The following is a 21,052-nucleotide window of genomic DNA, read 5'->3' as shown; positions in this document are numbered from 1 at the left end:
TCTATCCTAATGGGGTAAAATTCTCTACAAAAAAGAAGAACAGTGTCTAAACTATTCTTCCTATGGATTTTAACTCTTTAGGAGAGATATGAAAGTATTTCTTAAAAACTTTACCAAAATATTTATAGTCTGAGAAGCCGACTTCTTCAGCGATTTGACTAAGAGGATAGTCAGGCTGTTGGATCATTTTTTCAACTGCTTGTTTTAAACGATACTGAAGAATGTATTCGTTCAAGGTGATAGGGAAATCTTCTTTGATAACCTTGTAGAGATAACTTTCGCTATAGCCTAGATTCTCTGCAATGGTAGAAATGGTAAAGTGTAGGTAGTAGTGTTGGTGGACAAATTCGAGAATTTGTTGAATCAATTGGTTTTGAGGATTGATTTTTTGAAGCGAGGTAACAAAGGCTTGGTAGTCATGTAAAAATGGATTGGTTTGGTGTTGATCCATCTTGAGGCGCAGAGTTATTTTTTCTAAACACTCTGTTAATTCAGTGACGTTTATGGGTTTTGGGAGGAAGTCTACTGCTCCGAATTGCATGGCCTTTTTAGCGTTTTGGAAATCATTGTAACCAGAGAGAATCACTTTTTCATAAGAGAGTGAACGAGTCGCTTCAAACATCATAAAAGCATCCATGATGGGCATGGTAATGTCTGTCAGGACGATGTGTGGTTTCTCTTTTTGAATTAACTCCATGCCTTCTTGTCCGTGACTTGCAGTTCCAACAACTTGAATACCCAAGGCTGAGTAGTCGACGGCAATTTCAAGCCATTTTCGGATCAGGTGTTCGTCTTCGACAATGATTAACTTAAACATGCGTTCTTCCTTTCGTGACAAATTTTACCCAGGTTTCACCTTGCGGGTTCACTCCTAAATCCAATTCGACATTCTCAAAAAAGTTATTCAATCGTTTGTAACTATTGACAATACCGTGCTGTGTATGTGGGCTGTCCAAGGATTCTAAGATATGTAGGCGTTCTTGTTTGGTTAGACCACCAGCATTATCCTTAACGATAAAGGTCAGTGCTTCCTGCTCTTGAGTGATTTGGATAGAGATGGCAAGGTCGATGCGATACTGTCTTCCGTATTTTAGAGCATTTTCCACAAGGGGTAATAAGAAAAGTTTCGGAATAGTTTGGGAATGTAGATTCTCAGAACAGTCAATCTGATAAGAAAAATGTTCAAATCGAATCTGATGGATTTTCAGATAAGCTTCTATAATTTCTAGGTCCTGCCCAAGAGTCGTTTCTTTTTCTAGTTCAGTTACACTATATCGCAGGATGCGCGTGAGATTTTGAATAAGTTCTTGAGTAATACTAGCATCAATCATACTCGTGATTTTAATGGTTTCCAAGGTATTGTAGAGGAAGTGAGGATTAAACTGAGCTTCCAGCATCTTTCTTTCAAAGATCCACTTTTCCTTCTCAATGGTCAACATCTTTTGATGGAGCTCATCCAACTCTTGGAGCATATCGGTTATTTTCTCAGCAATCAGTTCAAATTCGTCTCCTGTCTGGAGGATCAGCTTCTTGTCCTTTTTCTTAGGAATTTCCTGCAGTTGATAGACTAGACTTTCAATAGGGCCGGCATTGTGCGTCGCAATTTTATAAGCAATTCGTCTCGCCTGCCAGAAGTATAATAGAAAGATACAGAGTGTTAAGACAGAAGCAAGCCCTAGTAAACTCGGAATGGGAAAGAAAGATTGAAAGGTGTAGATTGAGAAAATCGGTTCAATTTTACGTTTTTCAATCAGAAGTGGATTTTCAACATACCAATGAGTTTTAGACTGGAGTAATTTTTCATCAAATTTTTCCAGAGTTGATTGAGTAAATTGATTGGTATTACTAGAGTAGATGTTTCCAAAAGTATCTGTAATGGCGTATTTTGAATTGATGAGAGGGATACTGGACACAAATTCATTTTCATTTACAAAAGAAATGCTATAAGCCTTAACTCGTTGATTTTGAACGATAGGCATAATGAAGAGTGCGTAATGTTGTTTATCTATTGACAAAGCAACCTTTTCTGTAATGGCTCCTTGAATCGGATTTTGAATTAATAATTTTAAATAATAAGGAGCTAAAATAGTTTCTTGATGGTTGCGATTGGTACTAAAGAGAAGTTCTCCTGTGTCGTCAAGGATGATAAAATCAGAACTGAGTTTCAGTTGAGCTTTTGTTTCATAAAATAGACTAAAGAGTTCTCGGTCAGTGTGTTTACCTTCTAAAAATTCTGGAACCATTTTTTGATTCATGGTCTCCAATAATTGATAGTTCGCTTGTTTCATGTCGCGAATATGCTGGACGATCTGTTGGGTATCCTTGGTGAGTTGTTGCTTTTGCAGGAAATAGGAAAAACCAAACAGGAGAATGAGGAGTAAAAACGATGTAGCTAAAGCAGCCAAAGAACTACGATGAAGAATCTCTTTTTGGAGAGAATGTTTAAAAGAATGTGCCATAAATTACCTCTTACAAAGAGCATACTAAAGTAAGTATAGCAGTATTGAAAATGGAAGGCAAGGTGAAAAGAGAAAAGAGTTGAAAAGAAAGAGACTAATTCCCCCTAAAAATGGTATAATAGGAGCATCACGAAAATTGGAGAGACAGCATGAGTTTTTACAATCATAAAGAAATCGAGCCTAAGTGGCAAAAATACTGGGCTGACCATCACACTTTTAAGACAGGAACAGATGCCTCAAAACCTAAGTTTTATGCGCTTGATATGTTCCCTTACCCATCTGGAGCGGGTCTGCACGTAGGACACCCAGAAGGTTACACAGCGACTGATATCCTCAGCCGTTTCAAACGTGCGCAAGGCTACAATGTCCTTCATCCAATGGGATGGGATGCTTTTGGTTTGCCTGCAGAGCAATACGCTATGGATACAGGTAATGACCCAGCGGAATTCACAGCAGAAAACATTGCTAACTTCAAACGCCAAATCAATGCGCTTGGATTCTCTTACGACTGGGACCGTGAAGTCAACACGACAGATCCAAACTACTACAAATGGACGCAATGGATTTTCACCAAGCTTTATGAAAAAGGCTTGGCCTATGAAGCGGAAGTGCCAGTAAACTGGGTTGAGGAACTGGGAACAGCTATCGCCAACGAAGAAGTCCTTCCTGATGGAACATCAGAGCGTGGAGGCTATCCAGTTGTCCGCAAACCAATGCGCCAATGGATGCTTAAAATCACGGCCTATGCAGAGCGCTTGCTCAATGACTTGGATGACCTTGACTGGCCAGAGTCTATCAAGGACATGCAACGCAACTGGATTGGAAAATCAACTGGTGCCAATGTAACCTTTAAAGTTAAGGGAACAGACAAGGAATTCACAGTCTTTACGACACGTCCAGATACCCTTTTCGGTGCGACTTTCACTGTTTTGGCTCCTGAACATGAATTAGTAGACGCCATCACAAGTCCTGAACAGGCTAAGGCTGTAGCGGACTACAAACACCAAGCCAGCCTCAAATCAGACTTGGCTCGTACAGACCTTGCCAAGGAAAAAACAGGGGTTTGGACGGGTGCTTATGCAATCAACCCTGTCAACGGTAAAGAAATTCCAATCTGGATTGCAGACTACGTTCTTGCTAGCTACGGTACAGGTGCCGTTATGGCCGTACCAGCCCACGACCAACGTGACTGGGAATTTGCTAAACAATTTGACCTACCAATCGTAGAAGTGCTGGAAGGTGGAAACGTTGAAGAAGCTGCCTACACAGAGGATGGCCTTCACGTCAACTCTGACTTCTTGAACGGTCTCAACAAAGAAGATGCTATTGCTAAGATTGTGGCTTGGTTGGAAGAAAAAGGCTGTGGTCAAGAGAAGGTAACTTACCGTCTCCGCGACTGGCTCTTTAGCCGTCAACGTTACTGGGGTGAACCAATCCCAATTATTCATTGGGAAGATGGGACTTCAACAGCTGTTCCAGAAAATGAATTGCCACTTGTCTTGCCGGTAACCAAGGATATCCGTCCTTCAGGAACTGGTGAAAGTCCACTAGCTAACTTGACAGACTGGCTTGAAGTGACTCGTGAAGATGGTGTTAAAGGTCGTCGTGAAACCAACACTATGCCACAATGGGCCGGTTCAAGCTGGTACTACCTCCGTTATATTGACCCACACAATACTGAGAAATTGGCTGATGAGGACCTCCTCAAACAATGGTTGCCAGTAGATATCTATGTGGGTGGTGCGGAGCATGCTGTTCTTCACTTGCTTTACGCTCGTTTCTGGCACAAATTCCTCTACGACCTTGGTGTTGTTCCAACTAAAGAACCGTTCCAAAAACTCTTTAACCAAGGAATGATCTTGGGAACTAGCTACCGTGACCATCGCGGTGCTCTTGTAGCGACTGATAAAGTTGAAAAACGTGACGGTTCCTTCTTCCATGTGGAAACAGGGGAAGAATTGGAGCAAGCACCAGCCAAAATGTCTAAATCCCTCAAGAACGTTGTCAACCCAGACGATGTGGTGGAACAATACGGTGCCGATACCCTTCGTGTCTATGAAATGTTTATGGGACCACTCGATGCTTCAATCGCTTGGTCTGAAGAAGGATTGGAAGGAAGTCGTAAGTTCCTCGACCGTGTGTACCGTTTGATCACAAGTAAAGAAATCGTTGCGGAAAACAATGGCGCTCTAGACAAGGTTTACAACGAAACGGTTAAATCTGTTACTGAGCAAGTCGAGTCTATGAAATTCAACACAGCCATTGCCCAACTCATGGTCTTTGTCAACGCTGCTAATAAGGAAGACAAACTCTATGTGGACTACGCCAAAGGCTTTATCCAATTGATTGCCCCATTTGCCCCTCACTTGGCAGAAGAACTCTGGCAAACAGTCGCAGAAACAGGTGAGTCTATCTCTTATGTGGCTTGGCCAACATGGGACGAAAGCAAATTGGTTGAAGACGAAATCGAAATTGTCGTCCAAATCAAAGGAAAAGTCCGTGCTAAACTTATGGTCGCTAAAGACCTTTCACGCGAAGAATTGCAAGAAGTGGCTCTGGCTAACGAAAAAGTTAAGGCAGAGATCAATGGCAAAGAAATTGTGAAGGTGATTAGTGTCCCTAATAAACTCGTTAATATCGTCGTTAAATAACGAGTTTATTAGCCCTATCTGCCACCTTCAATAGTCCAGTGGACTATTGAAGCCAACTAAATTGGTTAACATTGTTGTGAAATAACCAATTTATTTGCTTATTTGCAACCTCAAACAGTTCCCCAAACTGTTTGAGCCAACTAAACTCGTAAATATCGTAACGAAATAAATTTAAAAATCCTTCAGAGTAGAATCTGGAGGATTTTTGTATTGCTATATGCTATAATAGTTCCAACTAAGATAAAAACACAGTTCTGGTTGGTAGTCCAGACGTAGGCAAGCCTATCAGTAACCTTCCTCCTTGGTTGTCCATTCTTAGGGATAGATTTAAGGAGGTGCTGTCGTGGAAACAATTTCAATTGGATTGACAGTTTATTTTGAAGATGGATTTTGGCATGGTTTGTTTGAACAAGTGTATCGAGAAACTTATCAAGTTTGTCGTGTGACATTTGGTCAGCAGCCAAAAGATGATGAAATTCTAGAGATTTTACAGACTCAGTTTACTCAATTATCTTTTAGTCCAGAAACTACAGTTAAGCAACATGTAAAAATCAAGAATCCTAAACGATTACAACGAATGGTGAGGAAACAAGTAAATCAAAAAGTTTCTTCCAAGTCGAAAGAACTATTGCAGTTGCAGTATGAGGAAAGGAAAAAGATTTCAAAACATCAATCTAGTGTCCAAAAGCAATTGCTCAAACAAGAGAAATTCGAACTCAAACAGCAAAAACGTAGAGAGAAGCATAGGGGGCATTAACTCACTCGTTTCCATATTTGATCAATCCTCCATAAACTGGAGGATTTTTTGTAGATTACCTGAGAGATGTGATATACTATTCACATCTTTAAACTTATAAGTGTGAGATAAGGAGAAAGCTATGCCTGTAAATGAATATGGTCAGATGATTGGTGAACCTGTAGACGATACACCTGGAGTTTTGCCTTCACTTGTACGGATAGAAGGACAGTATACGATTATCGAAGCTCTGTCAGTGGAAAAGCATGCGGAGGATTTGCTGGCTGTTTATGGTCCAGAATCACCTCGAGAGATGTGGACCTATCTCTTTCAACCACCAGTAGAAAATCTTGAAGAATTAATTGTTGCTTTAAGGCAGATGATTGAGCGCAAGGATCGCTTCTATTATGCGATTATTGATAAAGTGACTGGAAGGGCGCTGGGGACTTTTTCTCTCATGCGTATTGACCAAGCTAATCGCGTGATTGAAGTTGGCGCGGTGACCTTTTCTCCGGCTCTCAAACAGACAAGGATGGGAACAGAGGCCCACTATTTGCTAGCTCGTTATGTCTTTGAAGAGCTTAACTATCGCCGTTATGAGTGGAAATGTGATGCGCTAAATCTACCTTCTAGAAAAGCAGCAGAACGTTTGGGCTTTATCTACGAGGGAACCTTCCGTCAAGCTGTTATTTATAAAGGGCGTACTAGAGATACGGATTGGTTGTCTATGATCGACAAGGATTGGCCAAGGGTTAAGGCTCGTTTTGAAGCATGGTTGAAGCCAGATAATTTTGATGAAAATGGACAACAGATTAAATCTCTACGAGAATGTTAGGAAGGTTTACTATGATTAAGATTACAAAAGAAACATCTGTTTCAATTGATGACGTTTTACATCTCTATCAGGCAGTTGGTTGGACAAACTATACCAATCAGCCACAGATGTTGGAGCAGGCCTTGTCTCATTCGCTAGCCATTTATGTAGCGCGTGATGGCGAGAAAATCGTTGGTCTAGTTCGCTTGGTTGGAGATGGTTTTTCATCCGTTTTTGTCCAGGATTTGATTGTTTTGCCAAGCTATCAGCGCCAAGGGATTGGAAGTTTTATGATGAAGCAAGCTTTAGCCGATTATAAGGATACCTACCAAATTCAACTAGCGACAGAAGAATCTGAAAAAACCTTGGGATTTTATCGTTCTCTGGGATTTGAAACCTTATCGAGTTTCCAGTGTACGGGCATGATTTGGGTGAATCGAAAAAATTTAAAATAATTTTTTTCACTTAAGCTAATTTTAAGTCTTGTCCTGTATCATGTAACCATTAAATAAAGACCTCCTAACTTTATTTAATAGAAATCCTAAACTTTTTTTCATAATAATATCCCTAATGAAGCCACCCAATTTGGTGGCTTTTTTGTTATGTGACTTTCAGCGATATTTCATTGGTATTCGTTGTTTTGAACAAAAGTAAAAGTTCGTGTCAAGGATAACGCGGATATCCATATAATACAAAGATCGCCGAATCTTCTATTATTTAGAAACTTGATGCCTTTAAAATTGGTGTCATTAAACTTTTTAATGACCTACTTGAGATCCTGATAAAAAGTATCTGATTTATCGTGATTTTATCAAAAGGTATCGAAATATGAAACGATTGAATTTTTCAAAAAGAAGATTGTCGAGGAAATCTCGCGTAAAAATATACCATCTAGTGAGGAGGTAAGGCTATGAGAAAAATACTCTTCTTGATTAAAATCTATATCTAGTATATAATCAATCTATATCGTATAGATTGGAGATATATCATGGCTATAAGTTTATCGAAACAATACAATTTTAAACTGAATGAAGCTACTATGGAACAAGCTCGAAATATTATCAAGGAAAAGGGCATGACAATGACAGATGCTATTTCTTTATTTGTAGAGCAAATAGTCCTAGAGCAAGATTTGCCTATTAAGACGGCCGAAGATTTGCATAGAGAGCAGTTAATTGCTGAATTACAAGCCCAATCTGAACGTGCCTTGAGAGAATATGAGGCAGGTGAAGGAACTTCCCTAGACAATGTGAGGGCACGCTATGGCTTATAAAGTGATTCTTTCAAAAGAAGTTGAACAAGCTATCGACAATATACACGAATATATAGCTACGGTACTTTTATCCCCTCAATCTGCTAAAAATACTGTGACAAAAATTTTAGATGGTTTAAAAAGTTTAGAAGTCTTTCCTGAGGCTGGTTTTGATGCTGATGTGAAAATCGGTGTAAAGATTAATAGTAAGTATCCTACACGAGGAAAAATTATAGATCAATACGTTTTGCTTTACTTTATTGATCAGACACAACAGACTGTTTTTCTCTCCCATTTATTTCATACCAAGAGTGACTATGTCACCTTGCTACAAAAAGACAATAAAAAAAGTTCAAAATCTTAAGCTAACTTTAAGTCTTATCCTGTATCATTTAGTTATTAAATAAAGACCTCCTAACTTTATTTAATAGAAATCCTAAAACTTTTTTCATCATAATCTCCTAATAAAGTCACCCAATTCGGTGGCTTTTTTCTTGTTTGCTTTTAGCAATTTTTAATTAGTATTTATTATTTTTGAACAAAAGTAAAAACTAGAAAATCTTAAGTTAATTTTAAGTCTTCTCTTGTATCATACAGTTATTAAGTAAAGACCTCCTAACTTTATTTAATAAAAAATCCTAAACTTTTTTTTCATAATAATCTCCCTTAACTCCACCCAATCAGGTGGAGTTTTTTTGCTTTATTTCAAGCTTTTCGGGAGTTTCCTAAACATCGTTTTCCAATAAATTTCGGTATTTTTCGGTATTTTTCGGATTTTGGTCGGGGAATTGGCGGGGATTTTTTAGTGAATATGACTAAGAAATAGGTTTGTTGTCGTTTCAGCGAGTTCGTCCTCAACTTGATTATAGCGATCCGTCATATAGATCTTTGTATGACCTAGTGCCTGCCCAAACTGCTCGGTTGGGACTCGTGAAATAATGTGAAGAAGTGGTACATCATGTGTAAGCCTATCGTTTCATTTCGTGGATTAAAATGTTGGTTTGACTGATTTGAGTTGATGGGCTCTCGTTTTCATTGATAGTGATGTAATCTTTTGTTTTCTTTGATAATTCCTAAGGTTTTCTTAATGTTGAAAGTCTTATTGGACAAGGGAGTAAAACTTTGACAAAAATCGCGAACTGTGGGATAATATAAGGGAATTAAGGATTAGTTCTATATCATGGACTAGAAAAGACCCCAAGCTAACTTCCACATTAAGCTTGGGGTCTTTTTTTGACACTATCTATCTTTGTTTAGCCATTTATCGACTAAGCGAAGAATGACACCGACCACAATTGGTCCGATGATAGTTTTAAGGATTAGTTCCATCATGGGCTATTTCACCTCCTTTCGTAGGCGGTGTATCAGTGCCGTAAAATATTATACCACATCAGTACTAAACTCGGGAGCCACCAAGTCAGGTGGCTTTTTTGTTTGTAGGCTGGATTTTTGCTATAATAGGAATATGAGTAGAATTTTAGATAATGAAATCATGGGCGATGAGGAGTTGGTAGAACGTACTCTCCGCCCCCAATATTTGCGTGAATATATCGGTCAGGACAAGGTCAAAGATCAGCTTCAAATCTTTATCGAAGCAGCAAAAATGCGTGACGAGGCGCTAGACCATGTTCTTTTGTTTGGCCCTCCAGGTCTCGGGAAAACAACCATGGCTTTTGTCATTGCCAATGAACTGGGAGTCAATCTCAAACAAACGTCTGGTCCCGTTATCGAAAAAGCTGGTGATCTGGTAGCGATTTTGAATGACTTGGAGCCAGGAGATGTGCTTTTTATCGATGAGATTCATCGTCTGCCCATGTCAGTAGAAGAGGTGCTTTACAGTGCTATGGAAGACTTCTACATCGACATCATGATTGGTGTGGGGGAAGGTAGTCGCAGTGTCCATCTGGAATTGCCACCTTTTACCTTGATTGGTGCGACGACACGAGCAGGGATGCTGTCAAATCCTCTTCGTGCACGTTTCGGGATTACTGGCCACATGGAGTATTATGCCCATGATGACTTGACAGAGATTGTCGAGCGGACGGCAGATATTTTTGAGATGGAAATCACCCATGAAGCTGCTGCTGAGTTGGCTCTCCGTAGCCGTGGAACTCCTCGTATTGCCAATCGTCTTCTTAAGCGCGTGCGCGATTTTGCCCAGATTATGGGGAATGGGGTTATCGATGATGTGATTACCGATAAGGCTTTGACCATGCTGGATGTAGACCATGAAGGCTTGGACTATGTGGACCAGAAAATTCTCCGCACCATGATTGAGATGTACGGTGGTGGCCCTGTCGGTCTAGGAACTCTTTCGGTAAATATCGCCGAAGAGCGTGAGACGGTAGAAGATATGTATGAACCTTACCTAATCCAGAAGGGATTTATCATGCGAACTCGTTCAGGACGGGTCGCGACAGCCAAGGCTTACGAACATTTGGGGTATGAATACATTGAAAAATAAGGCTGAAATTTTAGATTCTTTCAGAGAAGATCCTGACATGATGGCTATTCTGACTATCATCCGTGACTTGGAGTTGAAAGATTCCTGGTTAGCAGCTGGTTCGGTCCGAAATTTTATCTGGAATCTCTTGTCAGATAAGCCATCCTTTGACCGTGAAACGGATGTGGATGTGATTTTCTTTGACCCAGATGTGAGTTACGAAGAAACGCTGGCTATAGAAAGCAAGTTGAGAGAGGACTTTCCCCAGTATCAGTGGGAGCTGAAAAATCAAGTCTATATGCACCAACACAGTCCCCACACATCTCCGTATAGAAATTCCTGCGATGCCATGAGTAAGTATCCTGAACGTTGTACGGCAGTAGGACTTCGCTTGCAAGCTGACGCAACTTTAGAGCTCTTTGCTCCTTATGGTTTGGAGGATATTTTAAACTTTCAGGTTCGTCCAACTCCCCATTTCTTAGAAAATCAAGATCGAATGAATCTTTATCAAAAGCGTTTATCCAAGAAAAATTGGCGAGAAAAATGGGAAAATCTCACATTTAAAAATACTTAAGGAAACTTTAAGATAGGAGCTGTATACTTATCTCATAAGTTAAAAAGACCTTAACTTATACTCCTAAAACTTTTTCATAATAATCTCCCTATAAAAAAATTAAGTCGCCCAATCAGGCGGCTTTTTTCGATGGATCGATGATTCGATATATAGTAGATTGAACCTAGAATAGTACGCTACGGATTTTAAAACATTGCTAGAAATTGATCGGACTTTTCTTTCTGGTCAATTTGTTTATATTTTATTTCATCCTACTGAATTTTTACAATAATATTTGATTTTTTAAAGGTAAATAGATGATTATTGGATAAAAAAAGAATCTTAAATTCAGGTAAAATCTACAAAAAGAACAAGTCATTTGTATTAATATATTTTTTATACAAATCTTTGGACAAAGCAGGCTCTAATGTGCTATAATAAGGTGTTATAGATTGAGCTCTATATCAAAATTTTTTAAGAGTACACCAGTGCTTGTCAGGGTGAAAAAAGAGAAAATATCCATGTAACATGACTGTGTATCTTAAGAATGTTTTGGTATTTAGTTTTTTTATAAAAAACGAACTCAAGGAGAAAAAAACATGTTTTTTAGACGTCAAGAAGGAGAGTATCGAGAAACCGATCGTGTAACTAGATACAAACTGATTAAGTCAGGGAAACATTGGTTGCGTGCCTCAACGTCTTTATTCGGGCTATTTAAGGTTCTTCGTGGTGGTGTTGATACTGCTCAGGTGACAACTGAAGTTGTGGAAGATCGTGTCTCAACTTCTTTAACTGGGATAGATGTCCTCAAGGGGATAGTTGCCGCGGGGGCCGTTGTTGGTGGTGGAGTTGCCACTCATACGCAAGTCCATGCCAATGAACAGCTGGCTGTAGAGAAAGTCGTGGATGGTACTGACAATCTAGTGAATTCTGATCAGGTTGTTTTGGGAACGGTCAATAAAGATGATGAGCAACAAACTTCTGTTTCAACATCTACCTCTGTTAGTGAGAGTGTCTCAATCTCTGCTTCTACAAGTGCCTCTATTTCGGCCTCAACAAGTGCATCCGAGTCCGTAAGCGCCTCAACATCAGCTAGCACTAGTGCCAGTGTTTCATCTTCAACTTCAGCTAGTACCTCGTCTTCATTGAACGATTCTGCCTCAACATCAGATAGTGCTTCGACTGTTGCAAGCAGTTCCCTCTCTGAGGTTTCGCATGTAGAAGGTTCACAGACGGCTCCTAGCGAAGATGCTATCAGTAATGACGGAACATCCAGAGCCACAGTTAAGGCTAGCGATGCTCAGGTCAATCCTAATCTTTCTAGTGCTCTTTCAACAGCAGAAAACTTTACAAGTCAAAATGCGAGTCTGACAGCTACGACAACAGCGACTCTTGCTGCGACAACGACAGCAGAAACAAGCGCTAAAAAGCAAGCAGAAGACCGTAAGAAACTGGCAACTCTTTCAGCAGAAATGGGTGAATATCTAGCTAAAGCAGTTAATTTACCTGATACAGATGCAGCAATTATCAAGGTTAAAACCGTGGTTGCTGAGATTGAGTCTGCTCTCAAGGATCCAAACGCAGATCTAGGAGAAGTGATCAATTCTGCCACTTCAGCTCGCAACTCTATCGCTAATGCGGTTTCACGTGCAACCTCTGGTCAACGTGACAGCCGTAACGGGCAAGCGATGCCAACAGGGGGAAATCTCAGAGGTGTTTCGATAAACGGTCACACCACAGCTGAACTTGGGCAAGGAAGTTATTCAAGTTCTAATCGTGAGGTTGTCTGGAAAATAAAAATGCACTCGCAGAGTCCGCTTAATTATGCTGGTCTGATCGCGCAAGTGGATAGAAATACAACCATCACTCGTGTTCTTTTTAATGGACAACCAATGGAAAAACGTGGTGGTTCTGGTAATGAGTATATATTCAACAAGCACCATGACTTGAATAGAAACCTTGAGGCGACTATATTGGTTTATGCGACTGTGAACAATAAGTCTAATGCAGCTACTTTGAGTGCGCGAGTGGCGACAAGTAGTCAACCGTTCACAAGCGCCAACACTTCTGGGAATTATAGTGGCTCAATGAGCTCAACTGTTTCGACTGGAGAAGCTGGTCATAACCGTGGAACATCTAAGCGCCCTACGATTACTTTGCCTGCAAATGTTACCTACTATAATGACGACTCTATTACCACAATCAAGATGAAAATGAGTGATGATAGGGGCTTGAAAACATTAGCTGCAGGATCTAATAATACAATTATCACTGGCTTATATGCGCCTGATTATCCAAGAAATGCAAGAAATGTCGTTGGTGATTTTGGTGTGTATCAAAATGGTAGGTTTGCCTATTATCCAACTACTTATACGGTAAATATGCAAGGTACCATTGGTCGAGACAAAGGAACATGGAAGCCGTTTGCTACTGGCGCGCACATTCTTGAATATGTTGTAACAGATAGTGACGGTCAAACAGATACGGCACATATGACTCTCACCATCAAAGGTTTCAACGAGCGTAACGAGCCTGTGAGTGGTGATACTGTTACGGTAAATAATCCGTCATCTTTGAGCGAGACTGAGAAAACTCAAATCCTTGCAAACTTTAGGAACAATAGTAAAAATGCCACTATCCTCAACAGTTCTGATTACAAGAAAAATTCTGAAGGTAATCATGAAATAACGGTGTCTAATACGGGTGAAATCACTATTACTTATCGTGATAACACTGTGGATGTCGTTCGAGCTAACGTAAGAGCGGAAACTGAGGTGCCTGTACCTGCTGTAACCGTGACACGTGGTGGTCAGCAGATTACAGCTACTCAAAGTCCCGACTCTAGTCGTGGGATGGAACATATTGTCTATGCAGGTGATGATTTCACCGTTAAATTTACTGCGACTGATAATAGTGGTAAATTAAGAGAGTTCAAGATTGTACCTAGAGCAGATGGGAACCAACCAGGGTTGAGAGAAAACTACTTTGAAGGTTCTAACTATGGTACAGGAACTGTAGGGCTCTTGACAGGAAATATCACAGCTACGCCAGAAAGTCCTGCGACTATCACAGTCGACGCTCATATGAATGATAATCTGGAGTGGAACTCAGGACATACTTGGCAACGGAATGCAGTTGCAACTGACCAAGTAGGCAACTTCAACAGAGTGAATGGTACTGGCAATGTTCGTATCACCCAAGGACAACTGAAAGACCGTCTTAAAGTAACAAATCCTGACTTTACACCTGTAGTAAATAAAAACAGTTTAACAGATAACGAAAAGACAGATGTCAAGAATGCCATCTACGCTAAGAATGATAAGACAGTTCACCGCATCAAAGACATTGAAGTTGCAAGCGATGGAACTGCAAAGATTATTTATAAGGATTTAACAAGCAATACTATTTCTCGAGATGTTACAGTCAATGAACGACCAAAACTGGAGATTCATTATGATAATGCTACAACTAAGGAAATCTATCTATACCGTGGGGAAGAAGTTAATGTAACCTTTAGAGCAACTGATGATTCTGGCAAGATTTCTTCATTGAAGTTTGAAATGCAAGGTACAGCTGACAATGCTAATGGTACAAACTATGCAGGATATACCGGTCTCAATCGTTCAACTCCAATCACAAATTTGACAGATCAGGCGGATGCAAAGATTACCCTTACAGGCACTCTAGCAAAAAATGTACCGTTAGCATCATTTGAACGCTATTTAATGGCAACAGATGACCAAAACACCTCTGATAGTAACCATGCAAAAAACGGTATAACCGACAATGGTTATGTCAAATTTGTAATCAAAAGCCAGACTGATAAATATACTGCTGTAGCGAAGGCATCGACTATTTATACCTATACTGGTGAAACGGCAACGGATTTAAACGATGCTACGAACTTTGTCCAGCTTGATGGTGGAGGACAGCTCCCTCAAGGAACGACTGTTTCATGGGTTAGTCGCATTGACAACACATCTGCTGGGACAAAAAGTGCAGTTGCACGGGTTACTTATTCTGATGGCTCGACTGATGATGTAACAGTTAACTATACTGTTTATCCGAAAGTTGAAACCAAGACTTACAATGGTGTGACAGGTCAATTTTATGCCTTTAAAGGAACGACAGGTGATAATCTAAGTAGAGTTTCTGGAGGAAATTGGGCTAATAATATGGGTAGACATACTGATTTGTATACCAATGTTAATGAACTTCCAACAGGAACCAAATGGTCTTATAAATATAAGTTAAATAACACAGGGGCTGAACAAACAACTGATGTTGGGACCCCGACTTTTGGTGAAGTATGGTATACGACTAAAGAGGTTGTGAATCTGGAACCTGTCAGTCACCATACAACCTATACGCTAATTGCCACTTATCCAAAAGGACGTTTTGGAGATGTTTCAACAAGCAATCCTGCCTTGACAAGTCAGATAAGCTTTGATTATACAGTTGTTGATCCTGTAGCTAAACAGGAGTATGTTACAACTGTGGGGAATAAGGCTCCATTAGCAGAGATTATTAAAAATCCAGGAGAGGCACTTAAAAATTCGAACGAAAGTGTATCCTTCCCAACAGGAACTACCTTTAGTTGGGATCAGGCTCCTGATGACGCTATGTTGGCAAACCCAGGAGTTTATACGCGAAAAGTGAAAATCACTCTTCCACAAGGATCCTACAGTGGAACTGCTAATAGTAGAACGGTAGATGTAACCATTAAGGTCAATCCACAAGCACCAGTTATCTCAGTTGATTCTACGAATGCAACTGGTGGCTTGCCAAATCGTTCGATTGTGGTTACGAATGTAACACCTGGAGCGGTTGTTACGCTCACATTAGCTGGACATAAATTTACCAAGACAGCTAAAGACAACGAATCAAGTGTTACCTTTGAACCTGCAGAGTTGCAAAAAGCTTACGATGGCAACAATGGGCTACTTCCGACGGAGGATGTGACTGCTAAGCAAGAAAAAACAGTAACACTTCCAAGTGGTGGAACTGAAACCTTGAGTTCGTCTACAACGACTGCAACTATTACCAAGGAAACTGTAGCACCTGAAGTAACTTTTGAACTTTATATTAAGAACGACAAGACGGGCCTATGGGAAAAACAAACCATTAAGGATAATGTCCGCCAAGGCATCCGTGGTTATGAAGTCTTTGCGGGAGATGAGATTAAAGTAGTTTTAACTGCTAAAGATAATAGTGGTAAGATTAAAACTCTGAAATTAAACGATGGAACTTCTGATATCAGTCGTATTTTCCAAACTGGTTATTCTTCAGATGATGATGCACTAGGAATTAAGGATATTACCACTGAAGCTTCAACAACAAATCCAAAAGTATTAACGTACACTGCTACTTATGGAGAAAATGTCCAATATGTAGTTGGTAATAAATGGACCCGTGGAACTAGTGCTACAGATTTATCAGATAATACAGGTAGAGTCACAACTGTAGTTGCACAAGGTAAACTGAATGAAAAATTCCCAGGTATTAAACCAAGTAGTGCTATCCAAGTTTCTAATTTAACTTCATTGACACCAGATGATCTTAAGAAGATTCTTGCTGCAGTGAAGACAGTCAACCCTGAGTCAGATTTCCGTATTAAATCGTACGAGATTGCTAGCAATGGAACTGTAACGATTACCTACAAAGACGGAACAAAAAACACAGTAACTCCTGACTTGTCAGATTCGGATCATAAGTCAGCATCAGCGTCAACCAGTGCGTCAGTGTCTGCTTCAACCAGTGCATCAGTAAGTGCAATGACCAGTGCATCTGAGTCAGCTTCAACAAGCGCAAGTCAATCAGCAAGTACATCAGCTAGCCAGTCAGCATCAACCAGTGCAAGTCAATCAGCAAGTACATCGGCTAGCCAGTCAGCATCAACAAGTGCAAGCCAATCAGCAAGCACGTCAGCGTCTGAATCCGCATCAACCAGTGCGAGCCAATCAGCAAGCACATCGGCCTCTGAATCAGCGTCAACCAGTGCGAGCCAATCAGCAAGCACATCAGCTAGCCAGTCAGCGTCAACCAGTGCAAGCCAATCAGCAAGCACGTCTGCAAGCCAAAGTGCTTCAACAAGCGCAAGTCAATCAGCAAGCACATCAGCTAGTCAGTCAGCATCGACAAGTGCGAGCCAATCAGCAAGCACGTCTGCAAGCCAAAGTGCTTCAACAAGCGCAAGTCAATCAGCAAGCACCTCAGCTAGCCAGTCGGCGTCGACAAGTGCGAGCCAATCAGCAAGCACCTCAGCTAGCCAGTCAGCGTCAACCAGTGCGAGCCAATCAGCCAGCACATCAGCTAGTCAGTCAGCATCGACAAGTGCGAGCCAATCAGCAAGCACGTCAGCTAGTCAGTCAGCATCGACAAGTGCAAGCCAATCAGCAAGCACGTCAGCTAGCCAGTCAGCATCGACAAGCGCAAGTCAATCAGCAAGTACATCAGCTAGCCAGTCAGCATCGACAAGTGCGAGTCAATCAGCAAGCACGTCAGCTAGCCAGTCAGCTTCAACAAGCGCAAGTCAATCAGCAAGTACATCAGCTAGCCAGTCAGCGTCAACCAGTGCAAGCCAATCAGCCAGCACGTCAGCAAGCCAAAGTGCTTCAACAAGCGCAAGCCAATCAGCCAGCACATCAGCTAGCCAGTCAGCATCGACAAGTGCAAGCCAATCAGCCAGCACGTCTGCAAGTCAGTCAGCGTCAACCAGTGCGAGCCAATCAGCCAGCACATCAGCTAGTCAGTCAGCATCGACAAGTGCGAGCCAATCAGCAAGTACCTCAGCTAGCCAGTCAGCATCGACAAGTGCGAGCCAATCAGCCAGCACCTCAGCTAGCCAGTCCGCATCGACAAGTGCAAGCCAATCAGCAAGCACCTCAGCGTCTGAGTCAGCATCGACAAGCGCAAGTCAATCAGCCAGCACCTCAGCTAGCCAATCGGCCTCAACCAGTGCGAGCCAATCAGCCAGCACCTCAGCTAGCCAGTCAGCGTCAACAAGTGCAAGCCAATCAGCAAGTACCTCAGCTAGCCAGTCAGCTTCAACAAGCGCAAGTCAATCAGCAAGCACAAGTGCATCTGAATCAGCATCAACCAGTGCGAGCCAATCAGCAAGCACGTCGGCAAGCCAGTCAGCGTCAACAAGTGCAAGTCAATCAGCAAGTACATCAGCTAGCCAGTCAGCATCGACCAGTGCGAGCCAATCAGCCAGCACGTCAGCAAGCCAGTCAGCATCGACAAGTGCGAGCCAATCAGCAAGTACATCAGCTAGCCAGTCGGCTTCAACCAGTGCGAGCCAATCAGCCAGCACATCAGCTAGCCAGTCAGCATCGACCAGTGCGAGCCAATCCGCAAGCACGTCAGCTAGCCAATCAGCATCGACAAGTGCGAGTCAATCAGCCAGCACATCGGCATCTGAGTCAGCGTCAACCAGTGCAAGTCAATCAGCCAGCACGTCTGCAAGCCAAAGTGCTTCAACAAGCGCAAGTCAATCAGCCAGCACATCGGCCTCTGAATCAGCGTCAACCAGTGCGAGCCAATCAGCCAGCACGTCTGCAAGCCAAAGTGCTTCAACAAGCGCAAGTCAATCAGCAAGCACATCGGCTTCTGAGTCAGCGTCAACCAGTGCAAGCCAATCAGCAAGTACATCGGCATCTGAATCAGCATCAACCAGTGCAAGTCAGTCAGCAAGTACATCGGCTTCTGAATCAGCGTCAACAAGCGCGTCAGCATCAGCAAGCACATCGGCTTCTGAGTCGGCATCGACAAGTGCGAGCCAATCAGCAAGCACGTCAGCTAGCCAGTCAGCATCGACAAGTGCGAGCCAATCAGCAAGCACATCAGCGTCTGAGTCAGCATCGACAAGTGCGAGCCAATCAGCAAGCACGTCAGCTAGCCAGTCAGCGTCAACCAGTGCAAGCCAATCCGCAAGCACGTCAGCTAGCCAGTCAGCTTCAACAAGCGCCAGTCAATCAGCCAGCACATCAGCTAGCCAGTCAGCAAGTACATCGGCTTCTGAATCAGCGTCAACAAGCGCGTCAGCATCAGCAAGCACATCGGCTTCTGAGTCGGCATCGACAAGTGCGAGCCAATCAGCCAGCACGTCTGCAAGCCAAAGTGCTTCAACAAGCGCAAGTCAATCAGCCAGCACAAGTGCATCTGAATCAGCGTCAACCAGTGCGAGCCAATCAGCCAGCACGTCGGCTAGCCAGTCAGCATCAACCAGTGCAAGCCAATCAGCAAGCACATCGGCATCTGAATCAGCGTCAACCAGTGCGAGCCAATCAGCAAGCACGTCGGCTAGCCAGTCAGCATCAACCAGTGCAAGCCAATCAGCCAGCACGTCAGCGTCTGAGTCCGCATCGACAAGCGCCAGTCAATCAGCAAGCACATCGGCCTCTGAATCAGCGTCAACCAGTGCGAGCCAATCAGCCAGCACGTCTGCAAGCCAAAGTGCTTCAACAAGCGCAAGTCAATCAGCAAGCACATCGGCTTCTGAGTCAGCGTCAACCAGTGCAAGCCAATCAGCAAGTACATCGGCATCTGAATCAGCATCAACCAGTGCAAGTCAGTCAGCAAGTACATCGGCATCTGAATCAGCATCAACAAGTGCAAGTCAGTCAGCAAGCACATCAGCTAGCCAGTCAGCGTCAACCAGTGCAAGTCAATCCGCAAGTACGTCAGCTAGCCAGTCAGCATCAACCAGTGCAAGCCAATCAGCCAGCACGTCAGCGTCTGAGTCCGCATCGACAAGCGCAAGTCAATCAGCAAGCACAAGTGCCTCTGAATCAGCATCAACCAGTGCGAGCCAATCAGCAAGTACATCGGCATCTGAATCAGCATCAACAAGTGCAAGTCAGTCAGCAAGCACATCAGCGTCTGAGTCAGCATCGACAAGTGCGAGCCAATCAGCCAGCACGTCAGCTAGCCAGTCAGCTTCAACAAGCGCAAGTCAATCAGCAAGCACATCAGCTAGCCAGTCAGCATCGACAAGTGCAAGCCAATCAGCAAGCACATCAGCTAGCCAGTCAGCGTCAACCAGTGCAAGTCAATCCGCAAGTACGTCAGCTAGCCAGTCAGCATCAACCAGTGCAAGCCAATCAGCCAGCACGTCAGCGTCTGAGTCCGCATCGACAAGCGCAAGTCAATCAGCAAGCACAAGTGCCTCTGAATCAGCATCAACCAGTGCGAGCCAATCAGCAAGCACATCGGCCTCTGAATCAGCGTCAACCAGTGCGAGCCAATCAGCAAGCACGTCGGCAAGCCAAAGTGCTTCAACAAGCGCAAGTCAATCAGCAAGCACCTCAGCTAGCCAATCGGCCTCAACCAGTGCGAGCCAATCAGCAAGCACATCGGCCTCTGAATCAGCGTCAACCAGTGCGAGCCAATCAGCAAGCACGTCGGCAAGCCAAAGTGCTTCAACAAGCGCAAGTCAATCAGCAAGCACGTCAGCTAGCCAGTCGGCTTCAACCAGTGCGAGCCAATCAGCCAGCACATCAGCTAGCCAGTCAGCTTCAACAAGCGCAAGTCAATCAGCAAGTACAAGTGCTAGTCAGTCAGCAAGTACATCGGCTTCTGAATCAGCGTCAACAAGCGCGTCAGCATCAGCAAGCACATCGGCTTCTGAGTCGGCATCGACAAGTGCGAGCCAATCAGCCAGCACGTCGGCAAGCCAAAGTGCTTCAACAAGCGCAAGTCAATCAGCCAGCACAAGTGCATCTGAATCAGCGTCAACCAGTGCGAGCCAATCAGCCAGCACGTCGGCTAGCCAGTCAGCATCAACCAGTGCAAGCCAATCAGCAAGCACATCGGCATCTGAATCAGCGTCAACCAGTGCGAGCCAATCAGCCAGCACGTCGGCTAGCCAGTCAGCATCAACCAGTGCAAGCCAATCAGCCAGCACGTCAGCGTCTGAGTCCGCATCGACAAGCGCCAGTCAATCAGCCAGCACATCGGCCTCTGAATCAGCGTCAACCAGTGCGAGCCAATCAGCCAGCACGTCTGCAAGCCAAAGTGCTTCAACAAGCGCAAGTCAATCAGCAAGCACATCGGCTTCTGAGTCAGCGTCAACCAGTGCAAGCCAATCAGCAAGTACATCGGCATCTGAATCAGCATCAACCAGTGCAAGTCAGTCAGCAAG

11 protein-coding genes and 2 pseudogenes are annotated in these 21,052 nt (G+C 43.0%); 10 read left to right on the top strand and 3 right to left on the bottom strand.

The window, feature by feature from the left end; all coding sequences use genetic code 11:
- Nucleotides 1-46 precede the first annotated feature (46 nt).
- Nucleotides 47-817 carry a response regulator transcription factor gene (locus QM469_RS08550; RefSeq protein WP_316108080.1) on the bottom strand — a complete coding sequence of 257 codons (771 nt, stop codon included), beginning with the start codon at nucleotides 815-817 and terminating at the stop codon, nucleotides 47-49.
- A complete protein-coding gene (locus QM469_RS08545; RefSeq protein ID WP_414273829.1) occupies nucleotides 810-2,459 on the bottom strand; it encodes a sensor histidine kinase in 1,650 nt (549 codons plus the stop codon). The genes QM469_RS08550 and QM469_RS08545 overlap by 8 nt, the downstream gene beginning before the upstream one ends.
- 149 nt (nucleotides 2,460-2,608) lie before the next feature.
- Between QM469_RS08545 and leuS the strand changes: the two genes are divergently transcribed.
- The 6 genes from leuS (at nucleotide 2,609) to QM469_RS08515 (ending at nucleotide 8,276) form a co-directional block, all read left to right on the top strand.
- The gene (gene leuS / locus QM469_RS08540; RefSeq protein WP_414276545.1) at nucleotides 2,609-5,110 is read left to right on the top strand and encodes a leucine--tRNA ligase; all 2,502 of its coding nucleotides are present in this window, start codon (nucleotides 2,609-2,611) and stop codon (nucleotides 5,108-5,110) included.
- A 343-nt stretch (nucleotides 5,111-5,453) separates the two neighbouring features.
- Nucleotides 5,454-5,867: a YjdF family protein gene (locus QM469_RS08535; RefSeq protein ID WP_414276544.1), complete on the top strand. Its 414-nt coding sequence runs from the start codon at nucleotides 5,454-5,456 to the stop codon at nucleotides 5,865-5,867.
- A gap of 121 nt (nucleotides 5,868-5,988) precedes the next feature.
- On the top strand, nucleotides 5,989-6,681 hold the full coding sequence (locus tag QM469_RS08530) for a GNAT family N-acetyltransferase (protein ID WP_414276543.1): 693 nt from the start codon (nucleotides 5,989-5,991) through the stop codon (nucleotides 6,679-6,681).
- 11 nt (nucleotides 6,682-6,692) lie between these two features.
- Nucleotides 6,693-7,115: a GNAT family N-acetyltransferase gene (locus tag QM469_RS08525; protein WP_414276542.1), complete on the top strand. Its 423-nt coding sequence runs from the start codon at nucleotides 6,693-6,695 to the stop codon at nucleotides 7,113-7,115.
- Nucleotides 7,116-7,648: 533 nt separating this feature from the next.
- On the top strand, nucleotides 7,649-7,933 hold the full coding sequence (locus tag QM469_RS08520; protein ID WP_414276541.1) for a type II toxin-antitoxin system RelB/DinJ family antitoxin: 285 nt from the start codon (nucleotides 7,649-7,651) through the stop codon (nucleotides 7,931-7,933).
- A complete protein-coding gene (locus QM469_RS08515) occupies nucleotides 7,923-8,276 on the top strand; it encodes a type II toxin-antitoxin system RelE/ParE family toxin (RefSeq protein WP_414276540.1) in 354 nt (117 codons plus the stop codon). Before QM469_RS08520 ends, QM469_RS08515 begins: the two co-directional genes overlap by 11 nt.
- A gap of 875 nt (nucleotides 8,277-9,151) precedes the next feature.
- On the opposite strand, the gene QM469_RS08510 is transcribed toward QM469_RS08515, so the two are convergent.
- The gene (locus QM469_RS08510) at nucleotides 9,152-9,244 is read right to left on the bottom strand and encodes a type I toxin-antitoxin system Fst family toxin (protein ID WP_000970294.1); all 93 of its coding nucleotides are present in this window, start codon (nucleotides 9,242-9,244) and stop codon (nucleotides 9,152-9,154) included.
- A gap of 133 nt (nucleotides 9,245-9,377) precedes the next feature.
- Between QM469_RS08510 and ruvB the strand changes: the two genes are divergently transcribed.
- The 4 genes and pseudogenes from ruvB to QM469_RS08490 form a co-directional block, all read left to right on the top strand.
- Nucleotides 9,378-10,376: a Holliday junction branch migration DNA helicase RuvB gene (gene ruvB, locus QM469_RS08505; RefSeq protein ID WP_311523314.1), complete on the top strand. Its 999-nt coding sequence runs from the start codon at nucleotides 9,378-9,380 to the stop codon at nucleotides 10,374-10,376.
- Entirely contained in the window at nucleotides 10,357-10,929 is a 573-nt protein-coding gene (locus QM469_RS08500; RefSeq protein WP_311523315.1) for a nucleotidyltransferase family protein, read from the top strand. Before ruvB ends, QM469_RS08500 begins: the two co-directional genes overlap by 20 nt.
- 578 nt (nucleotides 10,930-11,507) lie before the next feature.
- Nucleotides 11,508-16,538, top strand: a pseudogene (locus QM469_RS08495) (accessory Sec-dependent serine-rich glycoprotein adhesin); the annotation flags it as partial.
- A 1,017-nt stretch (nucleotides 16,539-17,555) separates the two neighbouring features.
- Nucleotides 17,556-19,466: pseudogene (locus QM469_RS08490) on the top strand (hypothetical protein); the annotation flags it as partial.
- Nucleotides 19,467-21,052: the final 1,586 nt, after the last annotated feature.

Source organism: Streptococcus infantis, assembly GCF_047464215.1.
Classification (GTDB): domain Bacteria; phylum Bacillota; class Bacilli; order Lactobacillales; family Streptococcaceae; genus Streptococcus; species Streptococcus infantis_P.
This window is presented reverse-complemented; position numbering and strand designations above follow the sequence as displayed.

Coding starts and splice junctions, on each gene's coding strand:
- QM469_RS08550 (WP_316108080.1), bottom strand. CDS start 817: ATGTTTAAGTTAATCATTGTCGAAGACGAACACCTGATCCGAAAATGG.
- QM469_RS08545 (WP_414273829.1), bottom strand. CDS start 2,459: ATGGCACATTCTTTTAAACATTCTCTCCAAAAAGAGATTCTTCATCGT.
- leuS (WP_414276545.1), top strand. CDS start 2,609: ATGAGTTTTTACAATCATAAAGAAATCGAGCCTAAGTGGCAAAAATAC.
- QM469_RS08530 (WP_414276543.1), top strand. CDS start 5,989: ATGCCTGTAAATGAATATGGTCAGATGATTGGTGAACCTGTAGACGAT.
- QM469_RS08525 (WP_414276542.1), top strand. CDS start 6,693: ATGATTAAGATTACAAAAGAAACATCTGTTTCAATTGATGACGTTTTA.
- QM469_RS08520 (WP_414276541.1), top strand. CDS start 7,649: ATGGCTATAAGTTTATCGAAACAATACAATTTTAAACTGAATGAAGCT.
- QM469_RS08515 (WP_414276540.1), top strand. CDS start 7,923: ATGGCTTATAAAGTGATTCTTTCAAAAGAAGTTGAACAAGCTATCGAC.
- QM469_RS08510 (WP_000970294.1), bottom strand. CDS start 9,244: ATGATGGAACTAATCCTTAAAACTATCATCGGACCAATTGTGGTCGGT.
- ruvB (WP_311523314.1), top strand. CDS start 9,378: ATGAGTAGAATTTTAGATAATGAAATCATGGGCGATGAGGAGTTGGTA.
- QM469_RS08500 (WP_311523315.1), top strand. CDS start 10,357: ATGAATACATTGAAAAATAAGGCTGAAATTTTAGATTCTTTCAGAGAA.